The sequence below is a fragment of the Muricoccus roseus genome, assembly GCF_900141905.1.
GTDB lineage: Bacteria > Pseudomonadota > Alphaproteobacteria > Acetobacterales > Acetobacteraceae > Roseomonas > Roseomonas rosea.
Genome location: NZ_FQZF01000027.1, coordinates 36,097 through 62,510 on the forward strand (window position 1 = coordinate 36,097; position 26,414 = coordinate 62,510).

Here is a 26,414-nt window from a genome sequence, read left to right on the forward strand (position 1 = left end):
GCAACGCCAGCTCCGGCACCGCGTTCCGGGCGGCGGCAAGCCGGCAGAGCTCTTCACCGTCTTGTCACGGCGCGGCGTCTTGCGGGGCGGGGCGCCGGGCAACACTTTCCGGCGCGGCCAGTGCTTTAAGGCCCTGTATTGGAGTGAGATTTCATGCGCGTTCCGCTTCCCGGCCGCGACTACTTCCCGCCGCGGGTGCTGCTGCGCGGCGCTCCGCGGCCCTTGCTGGAAAGCCCCCGCCCGGACTCCCGGAGCGGGTTGATGACGATGTCCGCCGGTTCCATGGCCCTGCCCGCCATGCCGGCTTCCCCGCCGGCCCCGGCGGCGAGCCTGCGCCCCGCCGCCGCCTGAGGCGCGGGACGGGAGATCAGGGAAGGACGGGCCGCGGATCGAGCGAGGTCGCGAGCCAGAAGAGGCCGAGATGAAGATGCGGGCCGGTCACGCGGCCCGTGGCGCCTGAGGCGCCGATGACCTGGCCCCGCGAGACGGGGTCTCCCTCACGCAGATCCAGGCGCGACATGTGGGCGTAGAGGGTGGTCACGCCGTGGCCATGCTCGATCAGCATGGTGTTGCCGGTGAAGTAGAGGTCTTCGGCGAGGGTGACGCGGCCCGAGGCGGCGGCGACGAGTGGCGTGCCGACGGGCACCGCGACATCCAGGCCGAGATGCGGGGCGCGCGGCTGGCCGTTCAGAATGCGCTGGCTGCCATAGACGCCGCTGATCCGCCCGCGGGCGGGCCATTCGAAGCCCTCCGCGAAATGGGGCGTGGCCGTGTCCGTGCGGCGGGCGGCGTTGAGGCGTTCCTGCTCGGCCCGGATGCGGGCCAGGGCTTCGGCATCCGGCGTGACCATGCGGGGCGGCAGGCCCTCCAGGCGCTGGATGTCCCATTCCCGCGGGGCGATGGCGATGCGGCGTTCCTCACGCGCGCCGTTCGGGACGGTGACGGTGAGGGTCGCCTGCGGGCCGGCATCGCGGCCGAGGCCGAAGACGAAGAGCCCATCCGGCGAGACGCGGAGGTTGCGCCCCTCGAAGGCGACGCGGCTGCCCGGATCCGCGCGCCCGGTGACGAGCGCGCCCTGGGCGATGCGCTCCGGCAGGACGAGCGCCGCCGCCGACCTCGCGAGCAGCAGCGCCGGCAGCGCGAGGGTGGCCCTGCGTGACAAGTTCAGCGCGCGATCGCTCATCCGTGCTCCAGCAAACCGACAAAAATAGAAGGGGGTCCGGGGGGATACCTCCCCCCGGCCTTTCTCCTACAGCAGCGACCCCTGCACATCCGCCTTCCCGCGCTTCCTGGCGCGGTCATCGGTCACGTTCACGAGGCCATCCGCGAATTGCAGGGCGAGCTTCTGCCCCGGCGCGACGCTGGCCGCCGCCGTGACGGGCAGGCCATTGGCGTCGCGCACCAGGGCGAAGCCGCGTTCCAGCAGCGCCTGGTAGGAGGCGCCTTCGAGGCGGGCGGCGAGGCCGTTCAGCGCCGCCCGGGATTCGCGCAGGCGGCCCAGGATGATGGGCGTGGGGTCCGGGATGCGGGCGAGGGTGGCGTTGCGTTCAGCCAGGCGGCGCTGGGCGGCGGCGTCCAGCCGCTCGGCCGCGCGGGTGAAGGCGGCGCGGCCTTCGCGCAGGCGGGTGCGCAGGAAGGGGGCGGGGTCCGGCAGGCCGGCCAGGGCGCGGGAGTGCCGGCCGATGGCGGCCCGGGCGGCACCGGCGACACGGAGCTGGAGAAGGTTCAGCGCCGCGCGCCGGGCGGCGATGGCCTCCTGCGGGCGGGGCAGGCGGGCGGCGGTGGATTCCAGCGCGCGGCGCTTGGTGGCGATGAGGGCGCGCGGGGCGAGCTGCAGCCGGTGGCCGCGATCCTCCAGCCGGTTGCGGCCCGCGGCGATGAGGGCGGGCAGGTCCGGCAGGCCGGAGGCGGCGCGGGCCAGGCGCAGCCGGCCGCGGTCCAGCACGGAATGCCCGGCGCGGTGCAGGCGCGTGCCGCGCTGTTGCAGGGCGGCCAGGAGTTCCTCGCGCGAGGGGACGGCGAGTTCGGCAGCGGCGGTGGGCGTGGGGGCGCGGCGGTCGGAGGCGAAGTCGATCAGCGTGGTGTCGGTCTCGTGGCCGACGGCGGAGATGAGGGGGATGGGCGAGCTGGCGGCGGCGCGGACGACGATTTCCTCGTTGAAGGCCATCAGGTCCTCGAGGCTGCCGCCGCCGCGCGCGACGATGATGACATCTGGGCGCGGGATGCGGCCGAGCGGCGAGAGGCCCCCCATGGTGGCGATGGCGGCGGCCACCTGCTCCGCCGCGCCCTGGCCCTGCACCGCCACGGGGATGAGCAGCACGCGGCGGGGGAAGCGGCGGGCGAGGGTGGTGCGGATGTCGTGCAGCACCGCGCCCTTTTCGGAGGTGATGACGCCGATCACTTCGGGCAGGAAGGGCAGGGGGCGCTTGCGCGCCTCGTCGAACAGGCCCTCAGCGCCGAGGCGGAGGCGCAGCTTCTCGATGCGGGCGAGCAGCGCGCCCTCGCCGGCATATTCCAGCTTCTCGATCTGCAGCGCGTAGTCCGAGCGCTTGTCGGAGGCGGTGATCTTGCCGGTGGCGATCACCTCCACCCCGTTCTCGGGCTTGACCGCGAGCTTGGAGAGGGCGCCGCGCCAGATGATGGCGCGGATGGTGCCGGCCTCGTCCTTCATCGAGAGGTAGGAGTGGCCGGAGGGGTAGGTCTTGAACTCGCAGATCTCGCCGCGCACGCGGACGCGGCCAAAGGCGCTTTCCAGAGTGCGCTTCACCGCGCCCGAGATCTCGGAGACGCTGTATTCCGGGATGTTGCCGCTGCTGGTGCCGTCCATGGGGGCATTATGGGCGCTCGCGCCCGCGCGCGCCACGCGGGGAGCGAAACCTTGCCCGAGCCTTGCCCCTTTCGCTCCTGCAACCGAAGGGGAGTGCTGGTCTTGATGGACGATGCCGGAGTGTCGAGGGACGAGCCGTTGGAGGTGCAGCTCGCGCGGGTGCGGCGCTATGGCGAGATCCTGAACGACTTCGGGCGCATGGCGGCGGAGGCGAGCGAGGCCGAGCGGCTGGTCCAGCTGGCCTGCGTACAGGCCGCGCGCGGCATCGGCATCCGCCACACCAAGGCGCTCCGCCACCGGCCGGAGAGCGGGGACCTGCTGATCGTGGCCGGGGTGGGCTGGAGGCCGGGGGTGGTGGGGCATGTGAGCCTCGGCACCGATCTCGCCTCCCTGCCCGGCCAGGCGCTGCGGACGCGGCAGCCCAACATCATCGACGACCTGCCGCATGACCCGGAGTTCCGCTACTCCGCCGTGCTGCGGGAACATGGGATCGTTTCGGCGCTGAACGTGCCGGTGGCGGTGGATGGGGATGTCTGGGGCGTGCTGGAGGTGGACAGCGACGTGCCCCGGCGCTTTGGCCCGGATGACGTGCAGTTCCTCTCCGCCATGGCGAACACGCTGGGCCTGGCGCTGGCGCGGCGGGGCGGGGTGACGGAGGTGACGGAGGCGGCCGCGGATGCGGCGCGGCAGCTGGCGCAGGAGCGGATGCTGCGCGGCGAGCTGCAGCACCGGGCGAAGAACGACCTGCAGCTCATCCTCTCGCTGCTGGTGATGCAGCGGCGGCGGCTGCCGGATACCGAGGCGCGGCGGATCTTCGGCCATGTGATGGACCGGGTGGCGGCGATCGGCGTGGCGCATGACCAGCTTAGCCTCGAGCGCGGGACGGGGCTGATCGACGTCGCCGACTACCTCCAGGCGCTCTGCGGCAACCTTTCCGCCCGGCGGGAGGGCGTGCTGATCGAGACGGCGCTGGAGTCGGTGGAGATGCCGCATTCCCGCGCCGTTCCGCTGGGGCTGATCGTGAACGAGCTGGTGACGAACGCGCTGAAGCATGCCTTTCCCGAGGGGCGGGAAGGGGTGATCCGGGTGGAGTTCGAGGTTCCGCCCGGCGCCGAGGCGCGGCTTTGCGTGCGCGACGACGGGGTCGGGATGGGGCCGCCCCGGCCAGGCAGCTCGGGCACGGAGCTGGTCCGGCGGCTGGTGCGCCAGGTGGGCGGCCGGCTGGAGGAAATGGCCCAGCCTCGCGGGGCGGGATTCTGCGTCATGTTCCCGTTGGTGACCTGACGCGCGGCGGCTTCCACGGCATAAGGCGCTGCGACGGAACAGGGGATCGGGCGCGAGATGAAGGTTCTGCTGGTCGGCGGCGGTGGGCGCGAGCACGCGCTGGCATGGCGGATTTCGGAGAGCCCGCTTCTGACGAAGCTGTGGTGCGCGCCGGGGAACCCGGGAATCGCGGCCCATGCCGAATGCGTGGCGATCGGGGCCGAGGACGTGGCCGGGCTGGTGGGTTTCGCGCGCGGGAACGGCGTGGAGCTGGTGGTGGCGGGGCCTGAGGCGCCGCTGACCCTGGGCCTGGCCGATGCCTGTGCCGCGGCGGGCATTCCCTGCTTCGGGCCGAGTGCCGCCGCCGCAATGCTGGAGGGCTCCAAGGCCTTCACCAAGGCGGTGCTGGACGCGGCCGGCGCCCCTACCGCGGCCTGGCGGCGCTTCGATGACCCCCGGGCCGCGCGCGACTATGTCCGCGCCCAGGGCGCGCCGATCGTGGTGAAGGCCGATGGGCTGGCGGCCGGCAAGGGCGTGGTGGTGGCCGCCACGCTGGAGGAGGCCGAGGCGGCCATCGCCGACATCATGGAAAGCCGGGTGCATGGCGCAGCCGGCGCCTCCGTGGTGATCGAGGAATGCATGACCGGCGAGGAGGCCTCGTTCTTCGCGCTCTGCGACGGCACGCGCGCCATCCCCATGGCCGCCGCGCAGGACCACAAGCGCGTGGGCGATGGCGACACCGGCCCGAACACGGGCGGCATGGGCGCCTATTCCCCGCCGCCCGCCTTCACGGATGCGGTGCGGGACGAGGTGATGGCGCGGGTGGTGGAGCCCGTGCTGGCGGAGATGGGCCGGCGCGGCGCGCCCTTCCGCGGCGTGCTCTTCGTCGGGCTGATGCTGACGGAGACGGGCCCGCGCGTGATCGAGTTCAACGTGCGCTTCGGCGACCCCGAATGCCAGGTGCTGATGATGCGGCTGCGGAGCGACCTCCTGCCGGCGCTGCTCGCCTCCGCGCGCGGGGATCTTTCCGGCGTTTCGCTGGAATGGTCCGAGGATCCGGCGCTGGTGGTGGTGATGGCCGCGCGCGGGTATCCCGGTGCGGTGCGGAAGGGCGAGGTGATCGGCGGGCTGGAGGCGGCGGCGGCCGTGCCGGGGGTGCGGGTGTTCCATGCGGGCACGGCGCGCGGGGCGGATGGCGCCGTGGTGGCCTCGGGCGGGCGCGTGCTGGGCATCGGGGCCAGCGCGCCGGACCTGCGCGCGGCGCGGGACGCGGCCTATGCCGCCGTGGACGCCCTGGACTGGCCGGGCGGCTTCTGCCGGCGCGACATCGCCCACCGGGCGCTATGAGCGGGGGCGCCGCCTCCATCCGCTGCGGCGACGACCTGCGGGGGCGGGTGCCGGGCGCCTATTTCTGCCTCGCCGACCCGGTGTGCCAGGGGCCGGTGCATGGGGAGTTCCCGGAGGAGTACATCGCCCGGCGCGCGGGCTTCGTCGCGGCCCATTACGGTGCGGATCTGGGCGAGGTGCGCGAGCGGCTGCTGGGCGAATACGCGGCACTGCGCGAGCTGGCGGGGTATAACCGCATCCTGCTGTGGTTCGAGCACGACCTCTGGGACCAGGCGGTGCTGATCCGGCTGCTCTCGCTGCTGGCGGACTGGCCGGCCCTGGCCGGGCGGCTCTGGCTCATGCCCTGCGACGGGGTGCGCCCCTTCGCGGAATACACCCAGGCCGAGCTGGACGCGCTGGTGCCGGCCGCCCTGCCCTGGGCCGCCGTGGAGGCCGGGGCCGAGGCCTGGCAGGCCTTCGCGGACCCCGACCCGACGGCGCTGGACCGGCTTTCCCGCCGGGCGCTGCCGCTGCCGCATCTGGCGCGCGCCATCCGCCGCCACCTGCAGGACCTGCCCTGGGTGACGGACGGGCTGGGGCTGACGGAGCGGCAGGTGATGCAGGCCGTGGCCGAAGGGGCACGCAGCGAGGATGCGCTGTTCCGGCGGCTGCGCGGCGCCGACCCGGTCTTCCCGGTGACGGACCTGATCCTGCGGGACGTGCTGAAGCGGCTTTCCACCGGCACGCGCCGGCTGGTTTCGCGCGACCCGCCCCATGCGCTGGCGCCGCGCGGGGCGGCGATCCTGGGCGGGGAGGAGCGCTATGTCCCGGCGCCGCGCCTGCATGCGGGGGTGGTCGTCGGGCCCGGGGGCGGGTGGTGGTGGAACCCGCGCGCCGCGGGGGTGACGGACCGGCCGCCGGGGCGGGGGGCGATGGGGCTGCTGGGGTAGTGCCAGGGGGCGGCGGCGGCACCCGGCCCTAGGGCCCGACGGGCCGCCCGGCCTGGAGCACGCCGAGCACCAGCACCTGCGCCAGGCACATCTGCGCCACCAGCGCTCTGAAGCCGAAGAGTTCCGCATCCCGCACGTCCAGCGCCACCGAGGCGAAGGGCAGGAGGGGGCTGAGCGGGCCATCCGACATCGCGACGACGGAAACGCCATGGGCAGCCGCCCATGAGGCGGTCTCCACCGCGTCGGCGGAGTAGGGATGGAGGCTGATGACCACCAGCGCATCCCCGGGCCGCATCGTCTCCGTTTCGTCGCGCAGCATTCCGGCCGCGCCCGCCATCAGCCGCGCCGCCTTGCCGGAGCGGGTGAGGCCGTAGGCGATGTAGCCTGCCACGGGATGCGAGCGCCTCTGCCCGACGACATGGACCAGCGGCGCGGCGGCGAGCAGCGCGATGGCGCGGTCCAGCGCGGCGGCATCCACCGTGTCGATCAGATTCTGCAGCGAGAGCTGGTTCAGCGCGCCGGCCTGCTCGAGCAGGCCCATGGCCCCGCCGCCCGTCCCGGCCGCACGAAGCTGGTGCACCCGTTCGCCATAGCTGGGCGAAGCGGCGACGAGGGCGGATTGCAGCACCTTCTGCATCTCCGAGAAGCCGGAGAACCCCACCGCCTGCGCGAGCCGGATGAGGGCGGAGGGCTGCACGCCGGCCGCCTCGCTCAGCGCGGTCACCGTGCTCAGCGCGGCCTGGTTCGGATGGTCCAGGATGTGCCGCGCGGCCTGTTGCAGGCGTGGGCTGAGCTCGGGGTGCCGGCGCCGCAATTCCTCCAGGAGGCTGCTCCGCTTCGCGTCTGGTGTCATTTCGTCATCCCGAACGGTGGGCATGATGGAACCAATTTTCCAAAATTGGAAAGTTGAAATGTATTCTTCAGGAGGCTAGCCTTCCTCCCGGGAAGAAACCCAGGGGAAGAATGGCCTACACGTTCCAGTTCGGGGCCGTGTTCGCGAGCATGGATTTGCTCGCGAAAGGCGCGTGGCTCACCATCCAGCTCTCCGTGGCCGCGATGGTGGCGGGGCTTGTGTTCGGCACGCTGTTCGCCGTGCTGCGCAGCTTCGGCGGCCGCTGGGCGGACCGGCTGATCGGGGCATATGTCGAGGCGATCCGGAACACGCCCTTCCTGATCCAGCTCTTCCTCATCTATTTCGGGCTTCCCTCGGTGGGCATCGCGCTGGACCCTGTCACGGCGGCGCTGATCGGCATGTCGGTCAACTGTGCGGCCTATACCACCGAGATCATCCGCTCGGGCATCATGGCGGTTCCGCGGGGGCAGATCGAGGCCGCGCGGGCGCTCGCCTTCACCACCACCGACATCATCCGCCACATCGTCCTCTTCCCGGCGCTGCGTGTGGCGGCTCCGGCGCTGGGCAGCCAGTTCATCCTGGTGATGCTCGGATCGAGCGTGGTCTCCACCGTCTCGGCCGAGGAGCTGACGGCGGTCGGCCATGTGCTGGAGACCGAGACCTTCCGGCCCTTCGAGGTTTATATAGTCGTCACGCTGATCTACCTGGCGATCGCCTTCACGCTGAAGCTGCTCTTCGCCTGGCTCGAGAACAGCTGGTTCGCGCGGCGGGGGCGCCTCTGATGCGCAGCTTCGGGACGCCCGAATTCCTCTTCATGCTCCAGGCGGCGCGCTGGACCGTGATCCTGTCGCTCATCGCCTATCTGGGCGGCGGCGCGCTGGGGGCGGTGCTCGCCTTCATGCGAGTTTCGGGCAACCGCTTCGCCAGCGGCTTCGCCCGGGTCTGGATCCTGCTGTTCCAGTGCACGCCGCTGCTGATGCTCCTGTTCCTGGTCTTCTTCGGCCTGGCGCTCACGGGCTACGGGCAGAACGCCTATGTCGCGGTCACCGTCGCCCTTTCCTGCTACGCCGGGGCCTATTTCGGGGAGATCTGGCGCGGCGCGCTCGAGGCGGTGCCGCAGGGCCAGTGGCAGGCCTCCGCCGCGCTGGGCTTCAGCCGCTACGAGCAGTTCCGCCACGTGATCGTGCCGCAATCCGTGCGCATCGCGATCCCGCCGACGGTGGGCTTCATGGTGCAGGTGATCAAGAACACGTCGCTCGCCTCGATCATCGGCTTCCAGGAGCTGACCCAGGCCGCGCAGTTCGTGAACAACCTGACCTTCCAGCCGATCAGCGTCTATCTCGTCGCTGCGGCGGTCTACTTCATCCTCTGCTTCCCCCTCACCCTGCTCAGCCGCCGGCTGGAGAAGAAGCTGCATGTCGATCGTCCAAGTCCAGTCGCTGCATAAGCGCTACGGCGCCCAGACCGTGCTCGACGGCGTCTCGCTGGATGTCGCGGCGGGCGAGGTGGTGGCGATTATCGGACGGAGCGGCTCCGGCAAGAGCACGCTGCTGCGCTGCATCAACGGGCTGGAGACGATCGACGGCGGCAGCATCACCGTCGCCGGCCATGTCGTCAGCCGCGCGCCGAAGGTGCTGCGCGCGCTGCGGCAGGATGTCGGCATGGTGTTCCAGAGCTTCAATCTCTTCCCGCACCTGACCGCGCGGGAGAACGTGGCGCTGCCGCAGACGGTCGTGCTCGGGCGCGGCAAGGCGGAGGCGCAGGCGGCGGCCCAGGCGCTGCTGGAGCGCGTCGGCCTCGCGCCGCGCGCCGAGGCCTATCCCTCCGCCCTCTCGGGCGGCCAGCAGCAGCGCGTGGCGATCGCCCGTGCCCTGGGCCTGGAGCCTAAGGTGCTGCTCTGCGACGAGATCACCTCTGCGCTCGACCCGGAGATGGTGGGCGAGGTGCTGGAGGTGGTGCAGGACCTGGCGGCCCGCAGCATGACCATGCTGCTGGTGACGCATGAGATGAGCTTCGCGCGCCGCGCGGCCAGCCGCGTGGTCTTCATGCATGCCGGGCGTGTGCATGAGGAAGGAACGCCGGCCGAGATCTTCGAGCGGCCGCGCACACCGGAGCTGGTGCAGTTCGTCCGCGCCATCAGCATCCGCGACTAAGCAACCCCTGGGAGGAAACAATGATGAATCGCCGAAGCCTTCTCGCCCCGCTGGCCCTCGCGCCGTTCCTGCCGCTCGCGGCGGGGCCCGCCCATGCCCAGTCGGGCGCCCTGACCGTGGCGGACATCAAGCGCCGGGGTAAGATCCTGATCGCGATGGACACCAACAACCCGCCCTGGGGCATGTTGGACACCTCCATGCAGCCGGACGGCTACGACATCGCGGTGGGCCGCATGCTCGCGCAGGATTTCGGCGTGCCGATGGAGCTGGTGCCCGTCACCAGCCAGAACCGAATCCCCTTCATCCTGACGGGCAAGGCGGACCTGGTGATGGCTACCCTCACCATCACGCCGCAGCGTGCGGAGCAGGTGCTGTTCTCCAAGCCCTATTGCGCGCAGGAGAGCATCATCATGGCGCCCCGCGAGACGCAGATCCGCAGCTTCGAGGACCTGCGCGGCAAGCGCGTCTCGGTGGTGCGCGGCGCGATCCAGGACCCGATCGTGGTCGAGCGTGCCCCTGGCGCGACCATGATGCGCTACGACAACGACGCCAGCACGATCCAGGCCCTGATGTCGCGCCAGGTGGATGCCACCGCCACAGGCTTCCTCATCCCCGCCCAGACCAACCGACTGCAGCCCGGCCGCAACTACGAGAAGAAGCTCTCGCTCGGCACGCAGATGATCGGCATCGCCATGCGCCACGGCAGCGACGACCTGCTGCGCGCGGTGAACGGCTTCATTGACAAGGCGAAGGCGGACGGGCGGCTTGCCGAGGCCTTCAAGCGCTACACCGGCGTGGATCTCCTGCCGCTGGCGGATGCCTGATCCGCATGGCGTCCGTCGCCTGCGTCGGGATGACGGTGCATGACCGCATCCTGTCGGTGCCGTCTCTCCCGACCCAGGCGACCAAGCTCTATGCCAGCGCGGTGAGCGAGGCCGGCGGCGGCCCCGCGGCGACGGCGGCCGTCGCCATCGCCGCGCTGCGGGGCCAGGCGCGGCTGTTCGGCCGCGTTGGCGCCGACGACACGGGCGCGGTGATCCGCGCGGAGCTGGCGCGCTACGGCGTGGATGTTGCGGGCGTGGCGGAGCTGGCGGGGGCGCAATCCGCCTGGTCCGCCGTGGCCGTGGACCCCGCGGGGGAACGGCTCATCCTGAACTTTCCCGGCCGCGGCCTGCAGGTGGAGCCTGCCTGGCTCGATCCCGCCGGCATCGGGGCATGTGGCGCCGTTCTGGTGGATATGGGCTGGCCGCTCGGCGCGTCTCGTGCCCTGGCGATCGCGCGGGAGCGCGGCATTCCCTCCGTGCTGGACGCGGATCTGGGGCCGCTGCCCGAGGCCGCGGCGCTGATCGGCCAGGCGGAGCATGTGGTCTTCTCCGAACCCGCGCTGCGCCACCATTCCGGGGAGGCCGACCCGGCCGAGGGGCTGCGTGCCCTGCGCGCCCGCCTGCCCCGGGCGGTGCTCGGCGTCACCACGGGCCCCGATGGATATCTCTGGCTGGAGGGCAACGAACCGCACCGCCTCGCCCCGCCGCGCGTGACGGTGGTGGATACGCTGGGCGCGGGCGACGTGTTCCATGGCGCCTATGCGCTGGCGCTGGCCGAAGGCGCCAGCGTCGCGGCGGCGGCCCGCTTCGCCGTGGCCGCCGCGACGTTGAAATGCACCCGGCCGGGCGGGCGCGCGGGCGTCCCGTCCCGGCCGGAGGTCGAGGGGCTGCTGGCTCAGCCCTGGTAGTTCTGCAGGAACTCCGGCCCCGCATGGGCCATTTCCGGGCTGCCGGAGAAGGCGGGCTTCGACATCCAGGGCCGGCCATGCTGCGCCAGCAGCGACTGCACGAGGGAAACATAGGGCAGGCCATGCTCCCGCACACGGGTGCGGAAGGCGTCCCAGTCCGGGTATTCGAGCGCCGCGGGCCACCAGATGGCGCGCCCCGCCAGGTAGCCGCTCGCCCCGGCCCGGAAGGCGTAGGTGAGGATGCGGCGGAAGGGCTCCATCGCCGCGCCGGCCGAGAGCATTACCCAGGGGCGGTCCAGCATGGCGTCGATCCGGTCGAACCATTCCTGGGTCTGCGCGGCCTCGGCGCTGCCGTCATCGGGATCGACGATCGCCTTCGCGGCGATGGGCGTCTCCAGCTTGAAGATGTCGATGCCGTAGCGCTCCTTTCGGAACTCCTCGACGGTGGCGAGCACCATCTCCGGCCGCTTGTCCGCATCCTCATGGTAGGAATCGCCGGCGGCGCTGCCGCCGAGCGGATAGACCAGAGGTTCCAGCAGAAAGGCGATGTCGTGCTCCCGGCATTCGCGCCCGACCTGCTCCACCAGCGCGTGCTGGTGCGCGAGCACGTCTGGCGCCGCGTCCGGGCGGTACCAGAGCATGAGCTTCACGCCATCCGCGCCCAGCCGCTTGATCTTGGCGACGGACCAGCCGGGGTAGATCAGCGTCTTCCGCCCGCCCGGCCCTTCCTCGCAGGCGAACTGCTCCAGCGTGATCAGCAGCCCCCGCGAGGGGTCCACGGACTGGCTGGCGAAGGGATAGGCGTATTGCGGATCCAGCAGCATCGCCGAGGCGTGCGGGGACAGCTCCTCGATCAGCAGGCGCTTGATCCGGCCGATCTCCCTCCAGTCCGGTGAGCCGTGGCGGTCAGCCACGAGCTGCTCCACTCCCGGGCGCTGGTCCACCGCGATCATGGTGAAGAAGCCGCGTGAATCCGATAGCCGCCGCAGCGACCAGAGCTTGCCTGCGGAAATCTGCATCGTTCCCCCCGTTCCGGCCCCGCCGTTATGGCGCATATTTTCCATATGTGGAAGATTGGAATAAATGATCCATTCAGGAGGACGCCATGGCGCGACGGATCGGCTTCATTCACACGGTCGGCTTCCTCGTGGAGAGCTTCCGGGAGCGCATGCGCAGCGCCTATCCCGATGCGGAGGTCTTCCACATCCTCAATGAGAGCCTGCTGCAGGACCTGCTGCGGGGCGCGCCGAAGGCCCTGGTCTACCGCCGCGTGGTCTCGCAGGTGGTGCTGGCCGCGGAAGCCGGGGCGGAGTTGATCGTGGTGACCTGCTCCTCCACCTCGCCGGCGGTCGATATCGCGCGGCAGGTGGTGCAGCAGCCTGTGCTGAAGATCGACGACCCGATGGCGGCGGAGGCCGTGCGACGGGGCCCGCGCATCGGCCTGCTCTGCACGGCGGCCAGCACGGTGGAGCCCAGCAGCGCGCTGCTGCGCGCCCATGCCGCAGGGCAGGGGCGGGAGCTGTCGATCGTGCCGGTGGTGAAGCCGGAGGCCTATTCCGCCCTGATGGCGGGCGACCGCGCCGGGCATGACGCGATGGTGCGCGCCGCCGGGGCGGCGCTGGCCGGCGAGGTGGACGTGCTGGTGCTCGCCCAGGCCTCGCTGGCGCATCTCCAGCCGGAGCTGGATGCCTCGCTGTCCGTCCCTGTCCTGGCCAGCCCGCCCCTTCTCATGGAGGCGATCGGCGCGGCCCTTCGGCAGAAGACGGCCGGAAACGCCTGAGCGCCTCCGGCGGCCCGGCTCAGGAGGCCCGCCTCAGGCCCGCTTGCGCCGCACCGGTGCCGCCGCGCGCGAAATCGGCTGCATCGGCTCGATCCGGATATGCGCCTCCTCGCCGCCCGGCCGGCGGGCGTTGGCGGCGAAATGGGCGGCCGCGTAGGGCGCGATCTCGACCTGGGTCTCGCGGCCCTGGATGCGGATGCGGCCGATTTCCGCGCGGGAGACGTCGCCGCGCTTGCAGAGGAAGGGCAGCATCCAGCGCGGATCCGCCTGGCCGTCGCGGCCGACGCTGACGCGGAACCAGACGCCCTCGGAAGACGGGGGCGGGCCGCCGGCCTCGCGCGGGCCGTCGAAGCCCGGCGCGCGGCGGGGCCGCTCCGCCGCGGCGGAGGCGAGTTCTTCCGGGGCCGGCAGGGGCGCGCGGAGGAGCTTCACCAGGGCGGCGGCGAGGGCGAGCGGGTCGATGCCGGAGGGGGAGGCCCCGTCCTCCGGGCGGCTCCAGCCGGCCGGGTCACCGCCCAGGCCGGTGCCGCCCAGGCCGGTGCCGCTGAGGCCGGTGCCGCTGAGGCCGGTGAGGGTGCGGGCGATGGCCAGATCCTCCTCGGCGGCTTCCTCGCGCAGGATCTCGGTCGCGCGGGCGGCGATGCGCTCGGCATCCTTGGCGCGCACCTGCTCGGCCGAAGGGGCGGGACCCCAATCGGCCTCGACGCGGGCGGCCTGGATCAGGCGCTCGGCGATGCGGCGACGGGAAGGCGGGACGATCAGCAGGCTGACGCCCTTGCGCCCGGCACGGCCGGTGCGGCCGGAGCGGTGCAGCAGGGTGTCGGGGTCGCGCGGAAGCTCGGCATGGATCACCAGGTCCAGCTCCGGCAGGTCGATGCCGCGGGCCGCCACGTCGGTGGCGACGCAGATGCGGGCCTTGCCGTCGCGCAGGCTCTGCAGGGCGCGGGTGCGCTCGGACTGGGAGAGCTCGCCCGAAAGGGCCACGGTCTCGAAGCCGCGCTCCGTCAGGTTGCCGTGCAGGCGGGCGACCGCGGCGCGGGTGGCGCAGAACACCATGGAAATCGGCGCCGCCTCCAGCCGCAGCGCGTTCACCACGGCCCGCTCCACGTCGCCCGGGGCGACCAGGGCGGCGCGGTAGGTGATGTCGCCATGCGGCTCGTCGCCGGAGGTGGCCTCGATGCGCAGGGCGTCGCGCTGGAACTGTTTGGCCATCTGCGCGATGGGGCGCGGCACGGTGGCGGAGAAGAGAAGCGTGCGGCGCTCCGCCGGCAGGGTGCCGAGGATGGCCTCCAGCTCCTCGCGGAAGCCGAGGTCGAGCATCTCGTCGGCCTCGTCCAGCACCACGGCGCGGATGGCGTCGGTCTTGAGGTTGCCGCGCTCGATATGGTCGCGCACGCGGCCGGGGGTGCCCACCGCGATATGCGCGCCGGCCGAGAGGGCGCGGCGCTCGGCCACGGGGTCCATGCCGCCGACGCAGGAGGCGACGCGACCGCCGGCCGGGCCATAGAGCCAGGTCAGCTCGGCCCTTACCTGCAAGGCCAGTTCGCGCGTGGGGGCGACGACCAGGGCGAGCGGCGCGCCGGGGGCCGGCAGGCGGGCGGCATCGCCCAGCAGATCGCCGGCCATGGCCAGGCCATAGGCGACGGTCTTGCCGGAGCCGGTGCGGGCAGAGACCAGCAGGTCACGGCCCGCCGTGCCCTCGGCCAGTACGGCGGCCTGCACGGGGGTGGGGTTGGCATAGCCGCGGGCAGCAAGCGCATCGCGCAGCGGCGTGGGGAGCGTGTCGAAAGGCATTCCAGACGTCCAAGAAAAAGGGGCGCCTGGACGCGGCGGCCTGCCTCATGGGGCAGGGCTCGGCGCGGGGGAGCGGCGCATGGGAAAACGGAGGGCGCGACGGCAACCTCGCCAGCCCCATATCGGGGTTGCGGGGCCGGGCCACAACCGGTGGCTTCGCATTGCTGCCTTGCGGGGCGGTGTTCTGGGGTTTCGGTCTGTCCCGGGGGGAGGAAGAAGGAGTTCTTCCTCTCCCCGGACCCCTCACCATCAGCTTCTTTTAGAAGTTTGGGATCGCGGGGCTGACGGTGCGCCTCGGGTCATGGACCCGAGGCGACTGCAAAGGCAGGAAAAGCACCCTCAACCAGAGACCCCATCGATCCGGGGTATCCACGGCATTCAGACGGGGTTCCAAGGGCCTCAGGCCCTTGGCGGGTGGAGGGCGGAGCCCTCCGCTGGCGCGGCCGTCAGCGCCGGTGGAGGATCATCCCGAGGATGAGGGCCGAGGCGGCGATGCCGGCCATGCGCGTGGCCCCTGGCGTATCGCCGGAGAGGGCCATGGCGAAGGTGCCCAGCACCCCCGCGCCGCCCGCCAGCAGGAGGATGAGGGACAGGCTTCGCATGGGTTCAGCGCGGGCTGCCGGGGCGGGCGATCGGCGGGTCGCCCGATTCCAGCGGGGTTTCGGCGGGTGGGGCGCCGGGGGTGAGGGAGTCGGCCGGGCGGGGCGTCACGGGCGGGTCGCCCGGATGGGTGCCGGGCGGGAAGTGGGGATAGGCGCGCGGATAGATGATGGCGTCGGCCGGCCCGGGGGAGCGGACCGGGCCCACGCGGCCGCAGGCCGCCAGCGCCAGGGCGGCGGCCAGGAGGGTAAGTGCCTTCATGCCAGCTTCCCCACCCATTCGCGGGCCATGGCGGCCACGTTCGCCGGCGCCGTGCCGCCGAAGGAGGTGCGCGAGCGGACGGAGGCGGCGACGGAGAGCACGCCGAACACCGCTTCCGTGATGCGAGGTTCCACCGCCTGCATCTCGCCGATGGTGAGGCCGGCGAGGTCCACGTTCATGCTTTCGGCCTTGGCCACCAGGCGGCCGGTGACGTGGTGGGCGTCGCGGAAGGGGAGCTTGAGCTCGCGCACCAGCCAGTCCGCGAGGTCGGTGGCGGTGGAGAAGCCGGCGCCGGCGGCCTCGGCCAGGCGGCCGACCACGGGCTGCATGTCCCGCACCATCCCGGCCGTTGCGGCCAGCGCCAGGGCCAGGTTCTCGGCCGCGTCGAAGATGCCCTCCTTGTCCTCCTGCATGTCCTTTCCGTAGGTCAGGGGCAGGCCCTTCATGACGGTGAGGAGGCCGACCAGGGCGCCGGTGATGCGGCCGGGCTTGGCGCGCACCAGCTCCGCCGCATCCGGGTTGCGCTTCTGCGGCATGATGGAGGAGCCGGTGGTGAAGGCGTCCGACAGCTTGACGAAGTTGAAGTAGGGGTTGGTCCAGATCACCACCTCCTCCGCGAAGCGGGAGAGGTGGGTGGCGCAGATGGCGGCCGCCGAGAGGAATTCGAGCGCGAAGTCGCGGGAGGCGACGGAGTCCAGGCTGTTGCGCGTCGGGCCGTCGAAGCCCAGCGCGGCGGCGGTCATGTGCCGGTCGATCGGGAAGCCGGTGCCGCAGAGGGCGGCGGCGCCGAGGGGGCTTTCGTTCAGGCGGCGGCGGCAATCGGCCAGCCGGCCGCGGTCGCGCGAGAGCATTTCCACATAGGCCAGCAGGTGGTGGCCGAAGGTGGTGGGCTGGGCGGGCTGGAGATGGGTGAAGCCCGGCATGACGGTGCCGGCGTGCTCGGCGGCCTTCTCGGCCAGCGCCTTCATCACATCGGCGATCTGGGCGTCGAGCCCGTCGATTGCGTCACGGGTCCAGAGGCGGACATCGAGGGCCACCTGGTCGTTGCGGCTGCGGGCGGTGTGCAGGCGCTTGCCCGCTTCCCCGATGCGCTCGGTCAGCCGCGCCTCGATGTTCATGTGGATGTCCTCCAGCGCCTCGCTGAAGGGGAAGTCCCCGGCCTCGATCTCCTCGCCGATGGCATTCAGCCCGTCGCGGATCGCGGCCTCGTCCTCGGCGGAGATGATCCCCACATGGGCGAGCATCGCGGCATGGGCGAGGCTGCCCTTGATGTCCTGCCGCCACATCTTGCGGTCGAAGCCGATGGAGGCGTTGATCGCCTGCATGATGGCGGAGGGGCCTGCCGCGTAGCGCCCGCCCCAGGCCGCATTCGCCTGGGCGGCATTGGCAGTGGATTGGGGCTTGGCGTGGTCGTCGGGCACGGGTGAGGAGATCTCGATCAGTGGTGAGTTTTGGCCGCCGCGGCGCGCTGGGCCTTCTTGCGGGCGGGACACTAGGCGCGGCCCTCCCCCAACGTCCAGCGCGGGCGCAGGCGATCGGCACCTTGCGGGAGGAGGGGCCGAAGGCCCTGCCGGAGTTCGCGCTGACCGACCCGGAGGGGGTGCGGCGGGAGATCGGCCATTTCGCGGGCAAGGGGGTGGTGCTGAACCTCTGGGCCACCTGGTGCCCGCCCTGCGTGGAGGAGATGCCGGCGCTGGACCGGCTCTCGGCGCTGCTGGCCGGGGATGGCATCCTGGTGATCCCCGCCTCCTCGGACCGGGGGGGACGGGCGCAGGTGGAACCCTTCTATGCGCGCACCGGCATCCGGAACCTGGGCATCTGGCTGGACCCGGGCTCGGCCGCCATGCGGGCCTTCAAGGCGCGCGGGCTGCCGACCACGATCCTGATCGACCGCGAGGGACGGGAGCGCGGGCGGCTGGAAGGGGCGGCGGCCTGGGACGGCGCGGCGCTGCTGGCGGATGTGCGGCGGCTCTGCGGGGATGGACAGAAGGCGACGGAGCCCGTCTAGGCGCTGCCCCGGCTGGCCGCGCCGCGTCACGGGACCCGGCGCGGCGCGGCGGCGAAGGGGCTGAGGCCGAGCCATTGCTGCATGGTCCGCGCGACCTGGCCGCTGCCCAGCAGCTCCAGGCGCCCGGCCTCGATCTCCTGCCGGACCGAGGACACGCCCATCCAGATGGCCGTCATCGTGCGCAGCGGGCAGGTGACGAGCAGATCCACGTCGAAGCCCGGGTCGAAGCTGCAAAGGTCGACCACCCCTTTCGTCGCCAGCAGCCACCAGTTCCGCCTGCTCTCCGGCAATTCGGGGTACTGAAACTGAATCGTGCAGCGGTGGGCGGGCAGGATCTCGGCCCTGAGGTTGCGCCGCATGTCCCACATCAGCAGGGAGGGGTCGAGGTTCCGGAGCGAGAGATGCGATTCCACCCAGCGGTGGCCCCAGAACCCCATTCCCAATACGATCGGCCGCAGATCCTCGCCCGCTGGCGAGAGGCGGTACTCCGTCACCCCCTTCTCATTGGGGACGCCGAGGATCACCCCCGCGCGCTCCAGTTCCTTGAGGCGCTTGGAGAGCAGCGCCGGCGACATGCGCGGCACGCCCCGGCGCAGCTCGTTGAAGCGGGTGGTGCCGCAGAGAAGCTCGCGCAGCACCAGCACGGTCCATCGCGAGCACAGGATCTCGGATGCCATCGCGACGGGGCAGAACTGACCGTAGCCGCCGGGGCCGTCCATATGCGGCCTCCCCTGCCAGGGTTGCCGGGGCATCCTAGAGCAGATGCCGCCCCCGCCGCAGTACAGTTCTGGAACTGGCCGGGCGGCTGCCCCTCCCGCCATCCTTCCACCGCACCCCGGAACAGGGGGCAGAGGAGGACTGGTCCATGAGCATCACCGCCACTTCCCCCGGCGCTGACGCCGGCCACATCGAAAGCGCCGCGGCGCAGGCGGAGCGGCTCGTCCCGCTGCTGGCGGAGCGCGCGGCCGAGGCCGACGAGGCCGACCGCTTCGTCGCCGAGAACTACGCCCTGCTGAAGGAGGCCGGGCTGGTCGAGGCCGGGGTCCCGCGGGAGCTCGGCGGGGGCGGCGCCGGCATCCGAGACCTCGCGGAGATGCTGCGCCTGCTCGCGCATGGGTGCAGCTCCACGGCCCTCGCCTTCTCCATGCACACCCACCAGGTCGCCGTGCCGGCCTTTCGCTGGCGCCACCAGCAGGCCACGGCCGTCGAGCCGCTGCTCCGCCGCGTCGCGGCCGAGCGGATCATCCTCCTCTCCAGCGGCGGGTCCGACTGGATCGGCGGCTCCGGCACGGCGGAGAAGGTGGAGGGGGGCTATCGCGTCTCCGGCCGGAAGGTCTTCTCCTCCGGCTCCCCCGCCGGCGACCTGTTGATGACAGGGGCCGTCCTGCATGGGGAGGAGGGCGACAGCGTCATCCACTTCGCCGCCCCGATGAAGGCGCCGGAGATCCGTGTCCTCGACACCTGGCGCGCCCTGGGCATGCGCGGCACGGGATCCCATGAGATCGCGATCGAGGATCTGTTCATCCCGGAGGCGGGCGTTTCCGTGAAGCGCCGGGCCGGGGAGTGGCATCCGCTGTTCCAGATCATCGCCACCATCGCCTTTCCGCTGATCTACGCGGCCTATCTCGGCGTGGCGGAGCGCGCCGGGGAGCTGGCCCTCGCCATGGCCGCCAGGAAGCCGCCCAGCGAGGACCGCCTCGCCCTCGCCGGGCGGATGGAGACCTCGCTCCGCGCGGCCCGCCTGGCCCATCGCTGGATGGTGGAGGCCGCCGAGCGCAACGCGCCCTCCGCCGAGACCGTGAACGACGTGATGACGGGGAAGGCGATCCTCGCCGAGCACGCGATCCGCGCCGCCGAGCTTTCCATGGAGCTGGGCGGTGGCGAGAGCTTCCTGCGGAGCAACGGCCTGGAGCGGCTCTTCCGGGACATCCAGGGTGCCCGTTTCCATCCGCTACAGAGCGGCCCGCAGGCCCGTTATGCCGGGGCCATGGCGCTGGGCCTGCCGGTCTCCCGAATCTTCTAGGCCCGGCAGGTGGCCGTGCGCCGGCGGAGGGGGGTGTCCCTTCCGCCGGCCGGCCTGGTTCAGCCGGCTTCCGCCGGCCGGCCTGGTTCAGCCGGCTTCCGCCGGCAGGTCGAAGGCGTCGGGGTAGCCGAACAGGCCCACGGCGCCGCCGGTGTGGATGAACACCACGTTCTCCTCGGGCCCGAACCGGCCCTTGCCGATCAGGTCGATCAGCCCGGCCATGCCCTTGCCGGAATAGACGGGGTCGAGGAGGATTCCCTCCTGTTCCGCCAGCAGCTTCACCGCCTCCACCATGCCCTGGGTGGGGATGCCGTAGCCCTGGCCGACATAGTCGCAATTGGCGCGCACATGCTCGGCGCGGATCGTGCCCTGGGGCAGGCCGAGATGGTCGGCGGTGCGCTGGGCGAGGGTGAGGACATTGGCCTCCTGCTTCTCGCGCGGGGCGCGGACGCCGATGCCGAGGACGGGGATGCCGCTGTTCAGCCCAACGAGGCCGGCGACGAGCCCGGCCTGGGTGCCGGCGCTGCCGGTGGCATGGACCACATGGTCGATCCGCAGCCCGATCTCGGAGGCCTGGGCCACGAGCTCCAGCGCGGCGCCGACATAGCCCAGCGCCCCCACGGGGTTGGAGCCGCCGCCGGGGATGACGTAGGGGCGCCGGCCGGTTTTGCGGAGCTCCTCCGCCAGGGCCTCCATCTCCGCCTGCATGTCCGCCCCGCCGGGGCGGCGGGAGATGGTGGCGCCGTGCAGCCGGTCCATCAGGACGTTGGCGGAGCGGGTATAGGCGGGGTCGGTGTAGCCCGTCCGGTCCTCGAGCAGGATGTGGCAGGCAAGGCCGAGCTTCGCGGCGGCGGCGGCGGTCTGGCGGGCATGGTTGGACTGGGTGGCGCCCTGGGTGATGACCGTGTCGGCGCCCTGCGCCAGGGTCTCGGCCATTAGGTATTCCAGCTTGCGGGTCTTGTTGCCGCCGGTGGAGAGGCCGGTGCAGTCGTCCCGCTTGATCCAGAGCTTCGGCCCGCCGAGGTGCTTCGAGAGCCGCTCCATCGGCTCCAGCGGCGTCGGCAGATGGCCCAGCCGGATGCGGGGGAAGCGGGCGAGATTCATGGTTCTTGGCCTTGCCTGGTCGTTCCTGGGCAGAGGCTAGGGCGGATTGGCCGGGTGAGGAACCGCCTGCGCCCCACCCAGCCCGGGCTCAGCGCAGGGTGAAGCTGATCGGCACCACCAGGGGCATGGTGCTGCCGGAATAATCGTCCGGCAGGGGCGGCATGCTGACCCGCTCGAGCATCGCCAGGGCCTCCTCGTCCAGGTCCTCGTCGCCAGAGGAGCGGGCGAGGCGGGCGGTGACCACCCGGCCGTCGCGGGCCAGGGTGAAGTTCACCATGGCCACGCCCTGGGCGCGGCGGGCGCGGGCGCTTGCGGGGTAGCGCTGCACCCGGCGCAGCGCGGCCTGGATCATCCCGACATAGCTGGGCGGGATGGAGGAGGCGCGGGCCGGGGCGGCCGAGGGCGCGGGCACCGGGTTGGGCGCGACCGGCGCCTGGACGGGCGGCGCATAGGGCTGCACCGGCGCCTGCTCGGCCACCTGCGGGCGGCGCGGCGGCGGCGGCGGGGTGGGCCGGGGCGCGCGGGCCTGCTGCGGCACGGGCGGCGGCGGCGGGGCGGGGGGCGGGGGCAGGGGAACGGGTTCGGCGATCTCGACCGGCGGCGGCTCGGCGGCCTGCACCTCCGGCGGGGGCGGGGCCTCGGGCTCGGGCGGGGCGATCGGGTCCGGCTCGATCATCGCCACCTGGTCCGGCGGCGGGGGCCGCACGGCTTCGGGCGGGGGCGGGGCCACGGGCGGGGGCGGCGCGGCGGCCACCGTCTCGGGCGGGGGCGGCTGGACGGATTCCGGGGGTGGCGGGGCCGCGGCCTCCGGGGGCGGGGGCGGTGCCGCGTCGGGGGGCGGGGGCTGGGCGGCGTCGGGCGGGGGCGGCGTGGTGGCGGCCACCGCCTCGGGCGGGGCCGCGGCGGCCTCCTCGGTCACCGGGGCGGGGTCGGGCGCGGGCAGGGGCTCGGGCGCGGGGGTGGTCTCCACCTCGATGGGCGGGACCGTGGCCTCGGGCGTTTCCGAGGGAAGGAGGAGCGGCACCACCAGGGCGAGGTGGAGAAGGGCGGAGAGGCCCCAGGCCGCCGGGCGCAGGATGCGGCGCAGCCCGGCCGGCTGCTGCGGGGCGGGCTGGGCCCGGAGCGCGCTGGCCATGGCCGCCGCCAGCACCGCCGGGGAGGGGCCGGGCGGCGGGCCGGGAGGCAGCTTGGGCAGCGGGATCTCGCGCTCCCGCGGCTTCTCGGCCAGGAGGTGGTCCATCGGGCCGCGCCCTTTCAGCGCGCCTGCACGGCGGGCGCGGCGGCGTCGGCCTCGGCGATGAGGGACACCTTGGTGATGCCGGCGCGGGAGACGCGGCCCATCACGCGCAGCACGTCGCCATAGGGCACGCTGCGGTCCCCGCGGACATGCACGGGGGCCTCGGGATCGGCCTCGTGCAGCGCGACGAGACGCTGGGTGAGGGCGTCCTCCGTCACCTCCTCCTTGCCGACATAGAGCTTCCCGCCGGGGGCGACGGTGAGGATGACGGGCGGGTTGGAGGAGGCGGTGCGGGCCGCCGCGGTGCGCGGCAGGTTCACCGGCACCCCCACGGTCATCATCGGGGCCGCCACCATGAAGATGATGAGCAGCACGAGCATGACGTCGACCAGCGGGGTGACGTTCATCTCGCCCATGGGGGCGCCGTCCTCGTCATCCCCCAGGCCGCCGCCGACGGACATGGCCATGCCGGGCTACTCCGCGGCGCGCACGCGGGAGGGAGCGGGGCGGCGGGCCATGCCGGTCGCCAGCTCATGGATGGAGGCCATCGCGCCCTGGCGGATCCGCGTGAAGCCCACGGTGAAGCGGTTGTAGGCCATGACCGAGGGGATGGCGGCGACGAGGCCGATGGCGGTGGCGAAAAGCGCCTCCGCGATGCCGGGCGCGACCACGGCGAGGCTGGTATCGCCGCTGCGGGCGATGCCGGAGAAGGAGTTCATGATGCCCCAGACCGTGCCGAACAGGCCGACGAAGGGGCCGATGGCGCCGATGGTGGCGAGCAGCGGCAGGCCGGGCTCGGCGGCGCGGAAGGCGGCGACCAGCGGGGCGCGCATGGCGTGCTCCATCCGCTCGCGGTACTCGCCGCGGCTCTCGGCGGGGTCGCGGCCCTCATGCCATTCGCGGGCGCCGGCGCGGATCACCTCGGCGGCCAGGCCCTGGTCGGGCGTGACGGCGCCGGAGGCGGCGCCGGCCAGGCGCCGCGCTTCGGCCCTCAGCCGGCGGGTGGCGATGATCTTCTCGATGATGATGGCCCAGCAGGCGATCGAGGCGAGGACGAGCAGCAGCATCACCCCCTTCACGATCGGGTCGGCCTGCATGAACAGGCCGAGGGGCGAGAGGTCATGCGCGGCGGCGGCGTGCGCGAGGTCCGTCGCCGCCTGCCCGCCGCCGGGTGGGGGGGGGATCGCCGCGCCGATGGGGGAGGGGATGGCGGGAGCAGGCATGGCGGGCGCGGCCGGGGCCGCGGGGCTGGCGGGATTCATGCTTACTTCTCCAGCGCCACGCCCTGGGCGCGCGAGCTGACGGCGAGGCGGGCGAGGCAGGCGGCGGGGGCATCGGGGCCGCAGGCCAGCACGTCGTTCAGAAGGATGTGGCCGACGCCGTCGCAGGGCGTGCCGGTCAGGTCGAAGATGCGGGCCATGGTCTTCTCGGCGGGCAGGGGGCCGAGATCGAGGGCGATGCGGCGGTTCACCACCTGGTCCTTGCCGAAGACCACGAGGTCGAGGCGGAGCGGATCGACCGCGGCGCCGGGGTTGCGGACCAGCATCCACACGCGGCAGCCCTCATTGCGGGCTTCCAGCCGGTTCAGCTCGATGCCGACACGAGGGGTCTCGGCGGTGCCTTCCTGGGCAGGGGCCTGGGCAGGGGCCTGGGCAGAAGCCTGGGCCCGGGCGGGAGCCGGGGAGGAGGCCAGGGCCGCGCCGATGGCGAGCGCCGCCGTCAGGAGCATGGTCCGGGGCCGGACGGGGCGGGCGAGGGGCATGTCTCTGCGCGTCCTTGTGTCTCTCCGGTGGCGATCGCGCCGCGTGGCCCGGCAAGCGGGCGTTGCGGCCCGGCGGGGGGCGCCGGAGCCGCGATACGTCAGTCGGAGGCCCAGCGCATATCGCACCCGCGCAGGCGATGCAATGCAGTTGCGAACGATTTGCAGATTTCCGCGCTTCAAACTCCCCGTGATCGCCGCGTGCCGCTCGCAGCCGATGCGGTTCTACCGCGTAGAAACCGCTGCACCGCACAGGAAAGGGGTGGCCGTGTCCGAGCTTCCGAGGATCGACATCCAGGGCGAAAGCGAGCCCGCGGTGGCGCTCGCCCTCCTGCGGATCATCATGGAGTCCTCCAAGGACGGCCAGGAGCATGACCGCGACTGGATCCTCTCGACCTATGCCGACTGCCTCGCGGTGGTGGGCGGAGCGGAGGTTTCCTATGACGAGGACGAGAAGGGCCCGGAGGAGGGTTAGCGCTCCGTAGCTCGGCCCGCCTCCACCTCGCCCGCCTCCACCTCGCCCGCCGCCGCCTTGCCTGCCGCAACGGGCCGGCGCAGCCTTGCGCCTCGAAGGCGGGAGGACGCGGAATGGCCGATGGGGGCGTGGGGTCGGTGACGGGGGCGGGCTTCGCCTCGCTGCGGCCGATGGTGGCGCCGCGGAACGTCGCGGTGATCGGAGCCTCCGACGACCCCACCCGCATCGGCGGCCGGCCGGTGCACAACATGATCCGCCGCGGCTTCGCGGGCGGGCTCTGGCCGGTGAACCCCAAGCGCGACCAAGTGCAGGGGCTGCGGGCCTATCCCGACATCGCTTCCCTGCCCGGGGTGCCGGAGGCGGCGGTGGTGGCCGTGCCCGGGGCGCTGGCCGAGCAGGCGGTGGACGAACTGGGCCGGCGCGGCTGCCGCGCGGTCATCGTCTTCACGGCCGGCTATGCCGAGGTGGACGAGGCCGGCGTTGCGGCGCAGGAGCGGCTGGTCTCCATGGCGCGCGGGCATGGGATGCGGCTGCTGGGGCCGAACTGCCTGGGCCTGTTCAACGCGCCGCTGGGCTATTTCCCCATCTTCACCTCCTCCTTCGACAATGGCTGGCCGGTGGAGCCGCTGGCCGGGCGCGGCCGGGTGGGCATCGCCAGCCAGTCCGGCGCCTATGGCACCCACCTGTTCGGCGCGGCGCGGAACCGGGGCATCGCGACGCCGGTGCTGATCACCACGGGCAACGAGGCCGAGGTGACGCTGGGCGACGTGATCGGCTGGCTGGCCGAGGATGACGGGGTGGAGATCATCGCCGCCTATTCCGAGGGGGTGCGGGAGGGGCCGCGCTTCCTGGCGGCGCTGGAGGCGGCGCGGCGGGCGGGGAAGCCGGTCGTGATGATGAAGGTCGGGCGTTCGGCGCTGGGGGCCCATGCCGCGCGGTCCCACACCGCGAGCATCGCAGGGGATGACGCGGTGACGGGGGTGGTGCTGGAGGAGTTCGGCGTGCACCGCGCCCGCAACACGGAGGAGCTGCTGGACGTCGTCTATGCCGCGACGCCGCGACTCTACCCCGTGCGGAACACGCTCGGGGTGGTCTCCATCTCCGGCGGGGCGGGGGTGATGATCTCGGACGCGGCGGAGGAACTGGGTCTGCCCATGCCGCCCATGCCGGAGGACGCCCAGGCGCGGCTGCGGGCGCTGATCCCGTTCAGCAACCCCTCCAACCCCGTGGACTGCACGGCGCAGGTCTTCAACGACATGTCCATGGTGGGGGCCTTCGCCCGCAGCATGGTGGAGGATGGGGGCTATTCCAGCCTGATTGCCTTCTTCACCCAGGTGGGCGCCTCGCCCACCCTGGCGCCGAAGCTGCGGGCGGAGCTGAACGCCGTGCGGGCGGACCATCCGGACCGGCTGTGGTGCCTCAGCGTCCTCGCCCCGCCGGAGCGGGTGCGGGAATATGAGGCGGACGGCTATCTCGTCTTCGAGGATCCCTCCCGCGCCGTGGTGGCGCTGGCGGCGCAGGGGCGGTTCGGGCAGGCCTTCGCCCGCGCGCCGCGGGCCGGGCTGGAACTGCCGGAGGTGAGCCTGCCCGCCGCCGCGCCGGACGAGGCGGAAGCCAAGCGCATCCTCGCCGCGGCCGGGGTGCCGCCGGTGCCGGAGGCCACGGCGGCCAGCATGGAGGAGGCGGTGGCCGCCGCGCGGGCCATCGGCTTCCCCGTGGTGATGAAGCTGCTTTCCCCGGACATCCTGCACAAGTCGGAGGTCGGCGGGGTGATGCTGGACGTGGCGGACGAAACTGCGGTGCGCGCCAATTACGAGCGCCTGATGTGGAACGCGGCCGAGAACGCCCCCGATGCGCGGGTGACCGGGGTGCTGGTGGCGCGGCAGATCAGCGGCGCGGTGGAGGTGGCGCTGGGCATCACGCGCGACGCGGTCTTCGGGCCGGTGGCGATGGTGGGGCTGGGCGGCGTGTTCATCGAGGTGCTGCGAGACGTGGCGCTGCGGCGCTGCCCCGTGGATGTGGCGGAGGCGGAGGCGATGATCCGCTCCCTCCGCGGCTTTCCGCTGCTGGATGGCGCGCGCGGGCGGCCGCGGGCGGATGTGGCGGCGCTGGCGCGGTCGCTCTCAGCGCTGTCGGCCTTCGCTGTCGCGGCGGGGGAGGCGCTGGCCTCGGTGGATGTGAACCCGGTTCTGGTGCTGCCGGAGGGGCAGGGCGCCTTCGCGGCGGATGCGGTGATCGAGCTGGCCGCGCGGGGGTGAGCGACGTCGCC

28 protein-coding genes are annotated in these 26,414 nt (G+C 72.7%); 14 read left to right on the plus strand and 14 right to left on the minus strand.

Going from position 1 to position 26,414, the window contains the following annotated elements; all coding sequences use genetic code 11:
• The first annotated feature begins 153 nt into the window (after positions 1 to 153).
• Positions 154 to 351, plus strand: coding sequence for a hypothetical protein (locus BUB97_RS19380; RefSeq protein ID WP_073137809.1), 198 nt, complete (start codon positions 154 to 156; stop codon positions 349 to 351).
• Positions 352 to 367: 16 nt separating this feature from the next.
• Here BUB97_RS19380 and BUB97_RS19385 read toward each other — a convergent pair whose 3' ends face one another.
• Positions 368 to 1,183 (minus strand): M23 family metallopeptidase, encoded by an 816-nt coding sequence (locus BUB97_RS19385; protein ID WP_073137811.1) that lies wholly within the window; start codon positions 1,181 to 1,183, stop codon positions 368 to 370.
• 66 nt (positions 1,184 to 1,249) lie between these two features.
• On the minus strand, positions 1,250 to 2,827 hold the full coding sequence (gene xseA, locus BUB97_RS19390; protein WP_086062365.1) for an exodeoxyribonuclease VII large subunit: 1,578 nt from the start codon (positions 2,825 to 2,827) through the stop codon (positions 1,250 to 1,252).
• 105 nt (positions 2,828 to 2,932) lie between these two features.
• On the opposite strand from xseA, the gene BUB97_RS19395 reads away from it, so the two are divergent.
• From BUB97_RS19395 to BUB97_RS19405, 3 genes are read left to right on the plus strand one after another with little or no spacing between them, the layout of a single operon-like run.
• Entirely contained in the window at positions 2,933 to 4,111 is a 1,179-nt protein-coding gene (locus BUB97_RS19395; protein WP_175562685.1) for a sensor histidine kinase, read from the plus strand.
• A 57-nt stretch (positions 4,112 to 4,168) separates the two neighbouring features.
• The gene (gene purD / locus BUB97_RS19400; RefSeq protein ID WP_073137817.1) at positions 4,169 to 5,437 is read left to right on the plus strand and encodes a phosphoribosylamine--glycine ligase; all 1,269 of its coding nucleotides are present in this window, start codon (positions 4,169 to 4,171) and stop codon (positions 5,435 to 5,437) included.
• Positions 5,434 to 6,366 (plus strand): hypothetical protein, encoded by a 933-nt coding sequence (locus tag BUB97_RS19405; RefSeq protein ID WP_073137819.1) that lies wholly within the window; start codon positions 5,434 to 5,436, stop codon positions 6,364 to 6,366. Before purD ends, BUB97_RS19405 begins: the two co-directional genes overlap by 4 nt.
• Positions 6,367 to 6,394: 28 nt before the next feature.
• Here BUB97_RS19405 and BUB97_RS19410 read toward each other — a convergent pair whose 3' ends face one another.
• Positions 6,395 to 7,219, minus strand: a complete 825-nt coding sequence (locus BUB97_RS19410) for a MurR/RpiR family transcriptional regulator (protein WP_073137887.1) — start codon at positions 7,217 to 7,219, stop codon at positions 6,395 to 6,397.
• 110 nt (positions 7,220 to 7,329) lie between these two features.
• Here BUB97_RS19410 and BUB97_RS19415 point away from each other — a divergent pair, with 110 nt between their 5' ends.
• Genes BUB97_RS19415 through BUB97_RS19435 form a run of 5 tightly spaced genes read left to right on the plus strand, consistent with a single transcriptional unit; the run spans position 7,330 to position 11,104 of the window.
• Positions 7,330 to 8,001, plus strand: a complete 672-nt coding sequence (locus BUB97_RS19415) for an amino acid ABC transporter permease (RefSeq protein WP_073137821.1) — start codon at positions 7,330 to 7,332, stop codon at positions 7,999 to 8,001.
• The gene (locus tag BUB97_RS19420) at positions 8,001 to 8,666 is read left to right on the plus strand and encodes an amino acid ABC transporter permease (RefSeq protein ID WP_073137823.1); all 666 of its coding nucleotides are present in this window, start codon (positions 8,001 to 8,003) and stop codon (positions 8,664 to 8,666) included. Before BUB97_RS19415 ends, BUB97_RS19420 begins: the two co-directional genes overlap by 1 nt.
• Positions 8,635 to 9,372 (plus strand): amino acid ABC transporter ATP-binding protein, encoded by a 738-nt coding sequence (locus tag BUB97_RS19425; protein WP_073137825.1) that lies wholly within the window; start codon positions 8,635 to 8,637, stop codon positions 9,370 to 9,372. Before BUB97_RS19420 ends, BUB97_RS19425 begins: the two co-directional genes overlap by 32 nt.
• Positions 9,373 to 9,392: 20 nt before the next feature.
• Positions 9,393 to 10,196 carry a transporter substrate-binding domain-containing protein gene (locus BUB97_RS19430; RefSeq protein ID WP_073137827.1) on the plus strand — a complete coding sequence of 268 codons (804 nt, stop codon included), beginning with the start codon at positions 9,393 to 9,395 and terminating at the stop codon, positions 10,194 to 10,196.
• A gap of 5 nt (positions 10,197 to 10,201) precedes the next feature.
• A complete protein-coding gene (locus tag BUB97_RS19435) occupies positions 10,202 to 11,104 on the plus strand; it encodes a PfkB family carbohydrate kinase (RefSeq protein ID WP_073137829.1) in 903 nt (300 codons plus the stop codon).
• On the opposite strand, the gene BUB97_RS19440 is transcribed toward BUB97_RS19435, so the two are convergent.
• Complete coding sequence (locus BUB97_RS19440; RefSeq protein WP_073137831.1) at positions 11,092 to 12,123, minus strand: tagatose 1,6-diphosphate aldolase; 1,032 nt, start codon at positions 12,121 to 12,123, stop codon at positions 11,092 to 11,094. The genes BUB97_RS19435 and BUB97_RS19440 overlap by 13 nt on opposite strands.
• Positions 12,124 to 12,209: 86 nt before the next feature.
• Between BUB97_RS19440 and BUB97_RS19445 the strand changes: the two genes are divergently transcribed.
• On the plus strand, positions 12,210 to 12,884 hold the full coding sequence (locus BUB97_RS19445; RefSeq protein WP_073137833.1) for an aspartate/glutamate racemase family protein: 675 nt from the start codon (positions 12,210 to 12,212) through the stop codon (positions 12,882 to 12,884).
• Between the two features lie 33 nt (positions 12,885 to 12,917).
• Here the strand turns inward: BUB97_RS19445 and BUB97_RS19455 are convergent, their stop codons facing one another.
• From BUB97_RS19455 to argH, 4 genes are all read right to left on the minus strand, one after another.
• A complete protein-coding gene (locus BUB97_RS19455; RefSeq protein ID WP_086062369.1) occupies positions 12,918 to 14,678 on the minus strand; it encodes a DEAD/DEAH box helicase in 1,761 nt (586 codons plus the stop codon).
• 446 nt (positions 14,679 to 15,124) lie between these two features.
• Positions 15,125 to 15,280: a hypothetical protein gene (locus tag BUB97_RS26340; RefSeq protein WP_175562686.1), complete on the minus strand. Its 156-nt coding sequence runs from the start codon at positions 15,278 to 15,280 to the stop codon at positions 15,125 to 15,127.
• Positions 15,281 to 15,284: 4 nt separating this feature from the next.
• Positions 15,285 to 15,539, minus strand: a complete 255-nt coding sequence (locus tag BUB97_RS19460; RefSeq protein ID WP_073137835.1) for a hypothetical protein — start codon at positions 15,537 to 15,539, stop codon at positions 15,285 to 15,287.
• Positions 15,536 to 16,960, minus strand: a complete 1,425-nt coding sequence (argH, locus tag BUB97_RS19465) for an argininosuccinate lyase (RefSeq protein ID WP_073137889.1) — start codon at positions 16,958 to 16,960, stop codon at positions 15,536 to 15,538. Before argH ends, BUB97_RS19460 begins: the two co-directional genes overlap by 4 nt.
• A 23-nt stretch (positions 16,961 to 16,983) precedes the next feature.
• On the opposite strand from argH, the gene BUB97_RS19470 reads away from it, so the two are divergent.
• The gene (locus tag BUB97_RS19470; RefSeq protein ID WP_245818371.1) at positions 16,984 to 17,547 is read left to right on the plus strand and encodes a TlpA family protein disulfide reductase; all 564 of its coding nucleotides are present in this window, start codon (positions 16,984 to 16,986) and stop codon (positions 17,545 to 17,547) included.
• A gap of 26 nt (positions 17,548 to 17,573) precedes the next feature.
• On the opposite strand, the gene BUB97_RS19475 is transcribed toward BUB97_RS19470, so the two are convergent.
• Positions 17,574 to 18,266 (minus strand): winged helix-turn-helix transcriptional regulator, encoded by a 693-nt coding sequence (locus BUB97_RS19475; protein ID WP_073137837.1) that lies wholly within the window; start codon positions 18,264 to 18,266, stop codon positions 17,574 to 17,576.
• A gap of 146 nt (positions 18,267 to 18,412) precedes the next feature.
• On the opposite strand from BUB97_RS19475, the gene BUB97_RS19480 reads away from it, so the two are divergent.
• Positions 18,413 to 19,570 (plus strand): acyl-CoA dehydrogenase family protein, encoded by a 1,158-nt coding sequence (locus tag BUB97_RS19480; protein WP_073137839.1) that lies wholly within the window; start codon positions 18,413 to 18,415, stop codon positions 19,568 to 19,570.
• 87 nt (positions 19,571 to 19,657) lie between these two features.
• Here the strand turns inward: BUB97_RS19480 and cuyA are convergent, their stop codons facing one another.
• The 5 genes from cuyA to BUB97_RS19505 all read right to left on the minus strand — a co-directional run bounded on the left by cuyA (position 19,658) and on the right by BUB97_RS19505 (position 23,673).
• Positions 19,658 to 20,674 (minus strand): D-cysteate sulfo-lyase, encoded by a 1,017-nt coding sequence (gene cuyA / locus BUB97_RS19485; protein WP_073137841.1) that lies wholly within the window; start codon positions 20,672 to 20,674, stop codon positions 19,658 to 19,660.
• An 88-nt stretch (positions 20,675 to 20,762) separates the two neighbouring features.
• A complete protein-coding gene (locus BUB97_RS19490; protein ID WP_073137843.1) occupies positions 20,763 to 21,914 on the minus strand; it encodes an energy transducer TonB in 1,152 nt (383 codons plus the stop codon).
• 14 nt (positions 21,915 to 21,928) lie between these two features.
• Entirely contained in the window at positions 21,929 to 22,378 is a 450-nt protein-coding gene (locus BUB97_RS19495; protein ID WP_073137845.1) for an ExbD/TolR family protein, read from the minus strand.
• 6 nt (positions 22,379 to 22,384) lie between these two features.
• On the minus strand, positions 22,385 to 23,173 hold the full coding sequence (locus BUB97_RS19500; protein ID WP_245818372.1) for a MotA/TolQ/ExbB proton channel family protein: 789 nt from the start codon (positions 23,171 to 23,173) through the stop codon (positions 22,385 to 22,387).
• 2 nt (positions 23,174 to 23,175) lie between these two features.
• Positions 23,176 to 23,673 (minus strand): Tat pathway signal protein, encoded by a 498-nt coding sequence (locus tag BUB97_RS19505; protein WP_245818373.1) that lies wholly within the window; start codon positions 23,671 to 23,673, stop codon positions 23,176 to 23,178.
• Positions 23,674 to 23,938: 265 nt separating this feature from the next.
• Here BUB97_RS19505 and BUB97_RS19510 point away from each other — a divergent pair, with 265 nt between their 5' ends.
• Positions 23,939 to 24,145 carry a hypothetical protein gene (locus BUB97_RS19510; protein WP_139281396.1) on the plus strand — a complete coding sequence of 69 codons (207 nt, stop codon included), beginning with the start codon at positions 23,939 to 23,941 and terminating at the stop codon, positions 24,143 to 24,145.
• Between the two features lie 113 nt (positions 24,146 to 24,258).
• Complete coding sequence (locus BUB97_RS19515) at positions 24,259 to 26,403, plus strand: acetate--CoA ligase family protein (protein WP_073137849.1); 2,145 nt, start codon at positions 24,259 to 24,261, stop codon at positions 26,401 to 26,403.
• Positions 26,404 to 26,414: the final 11 nt, after the last annotated feature.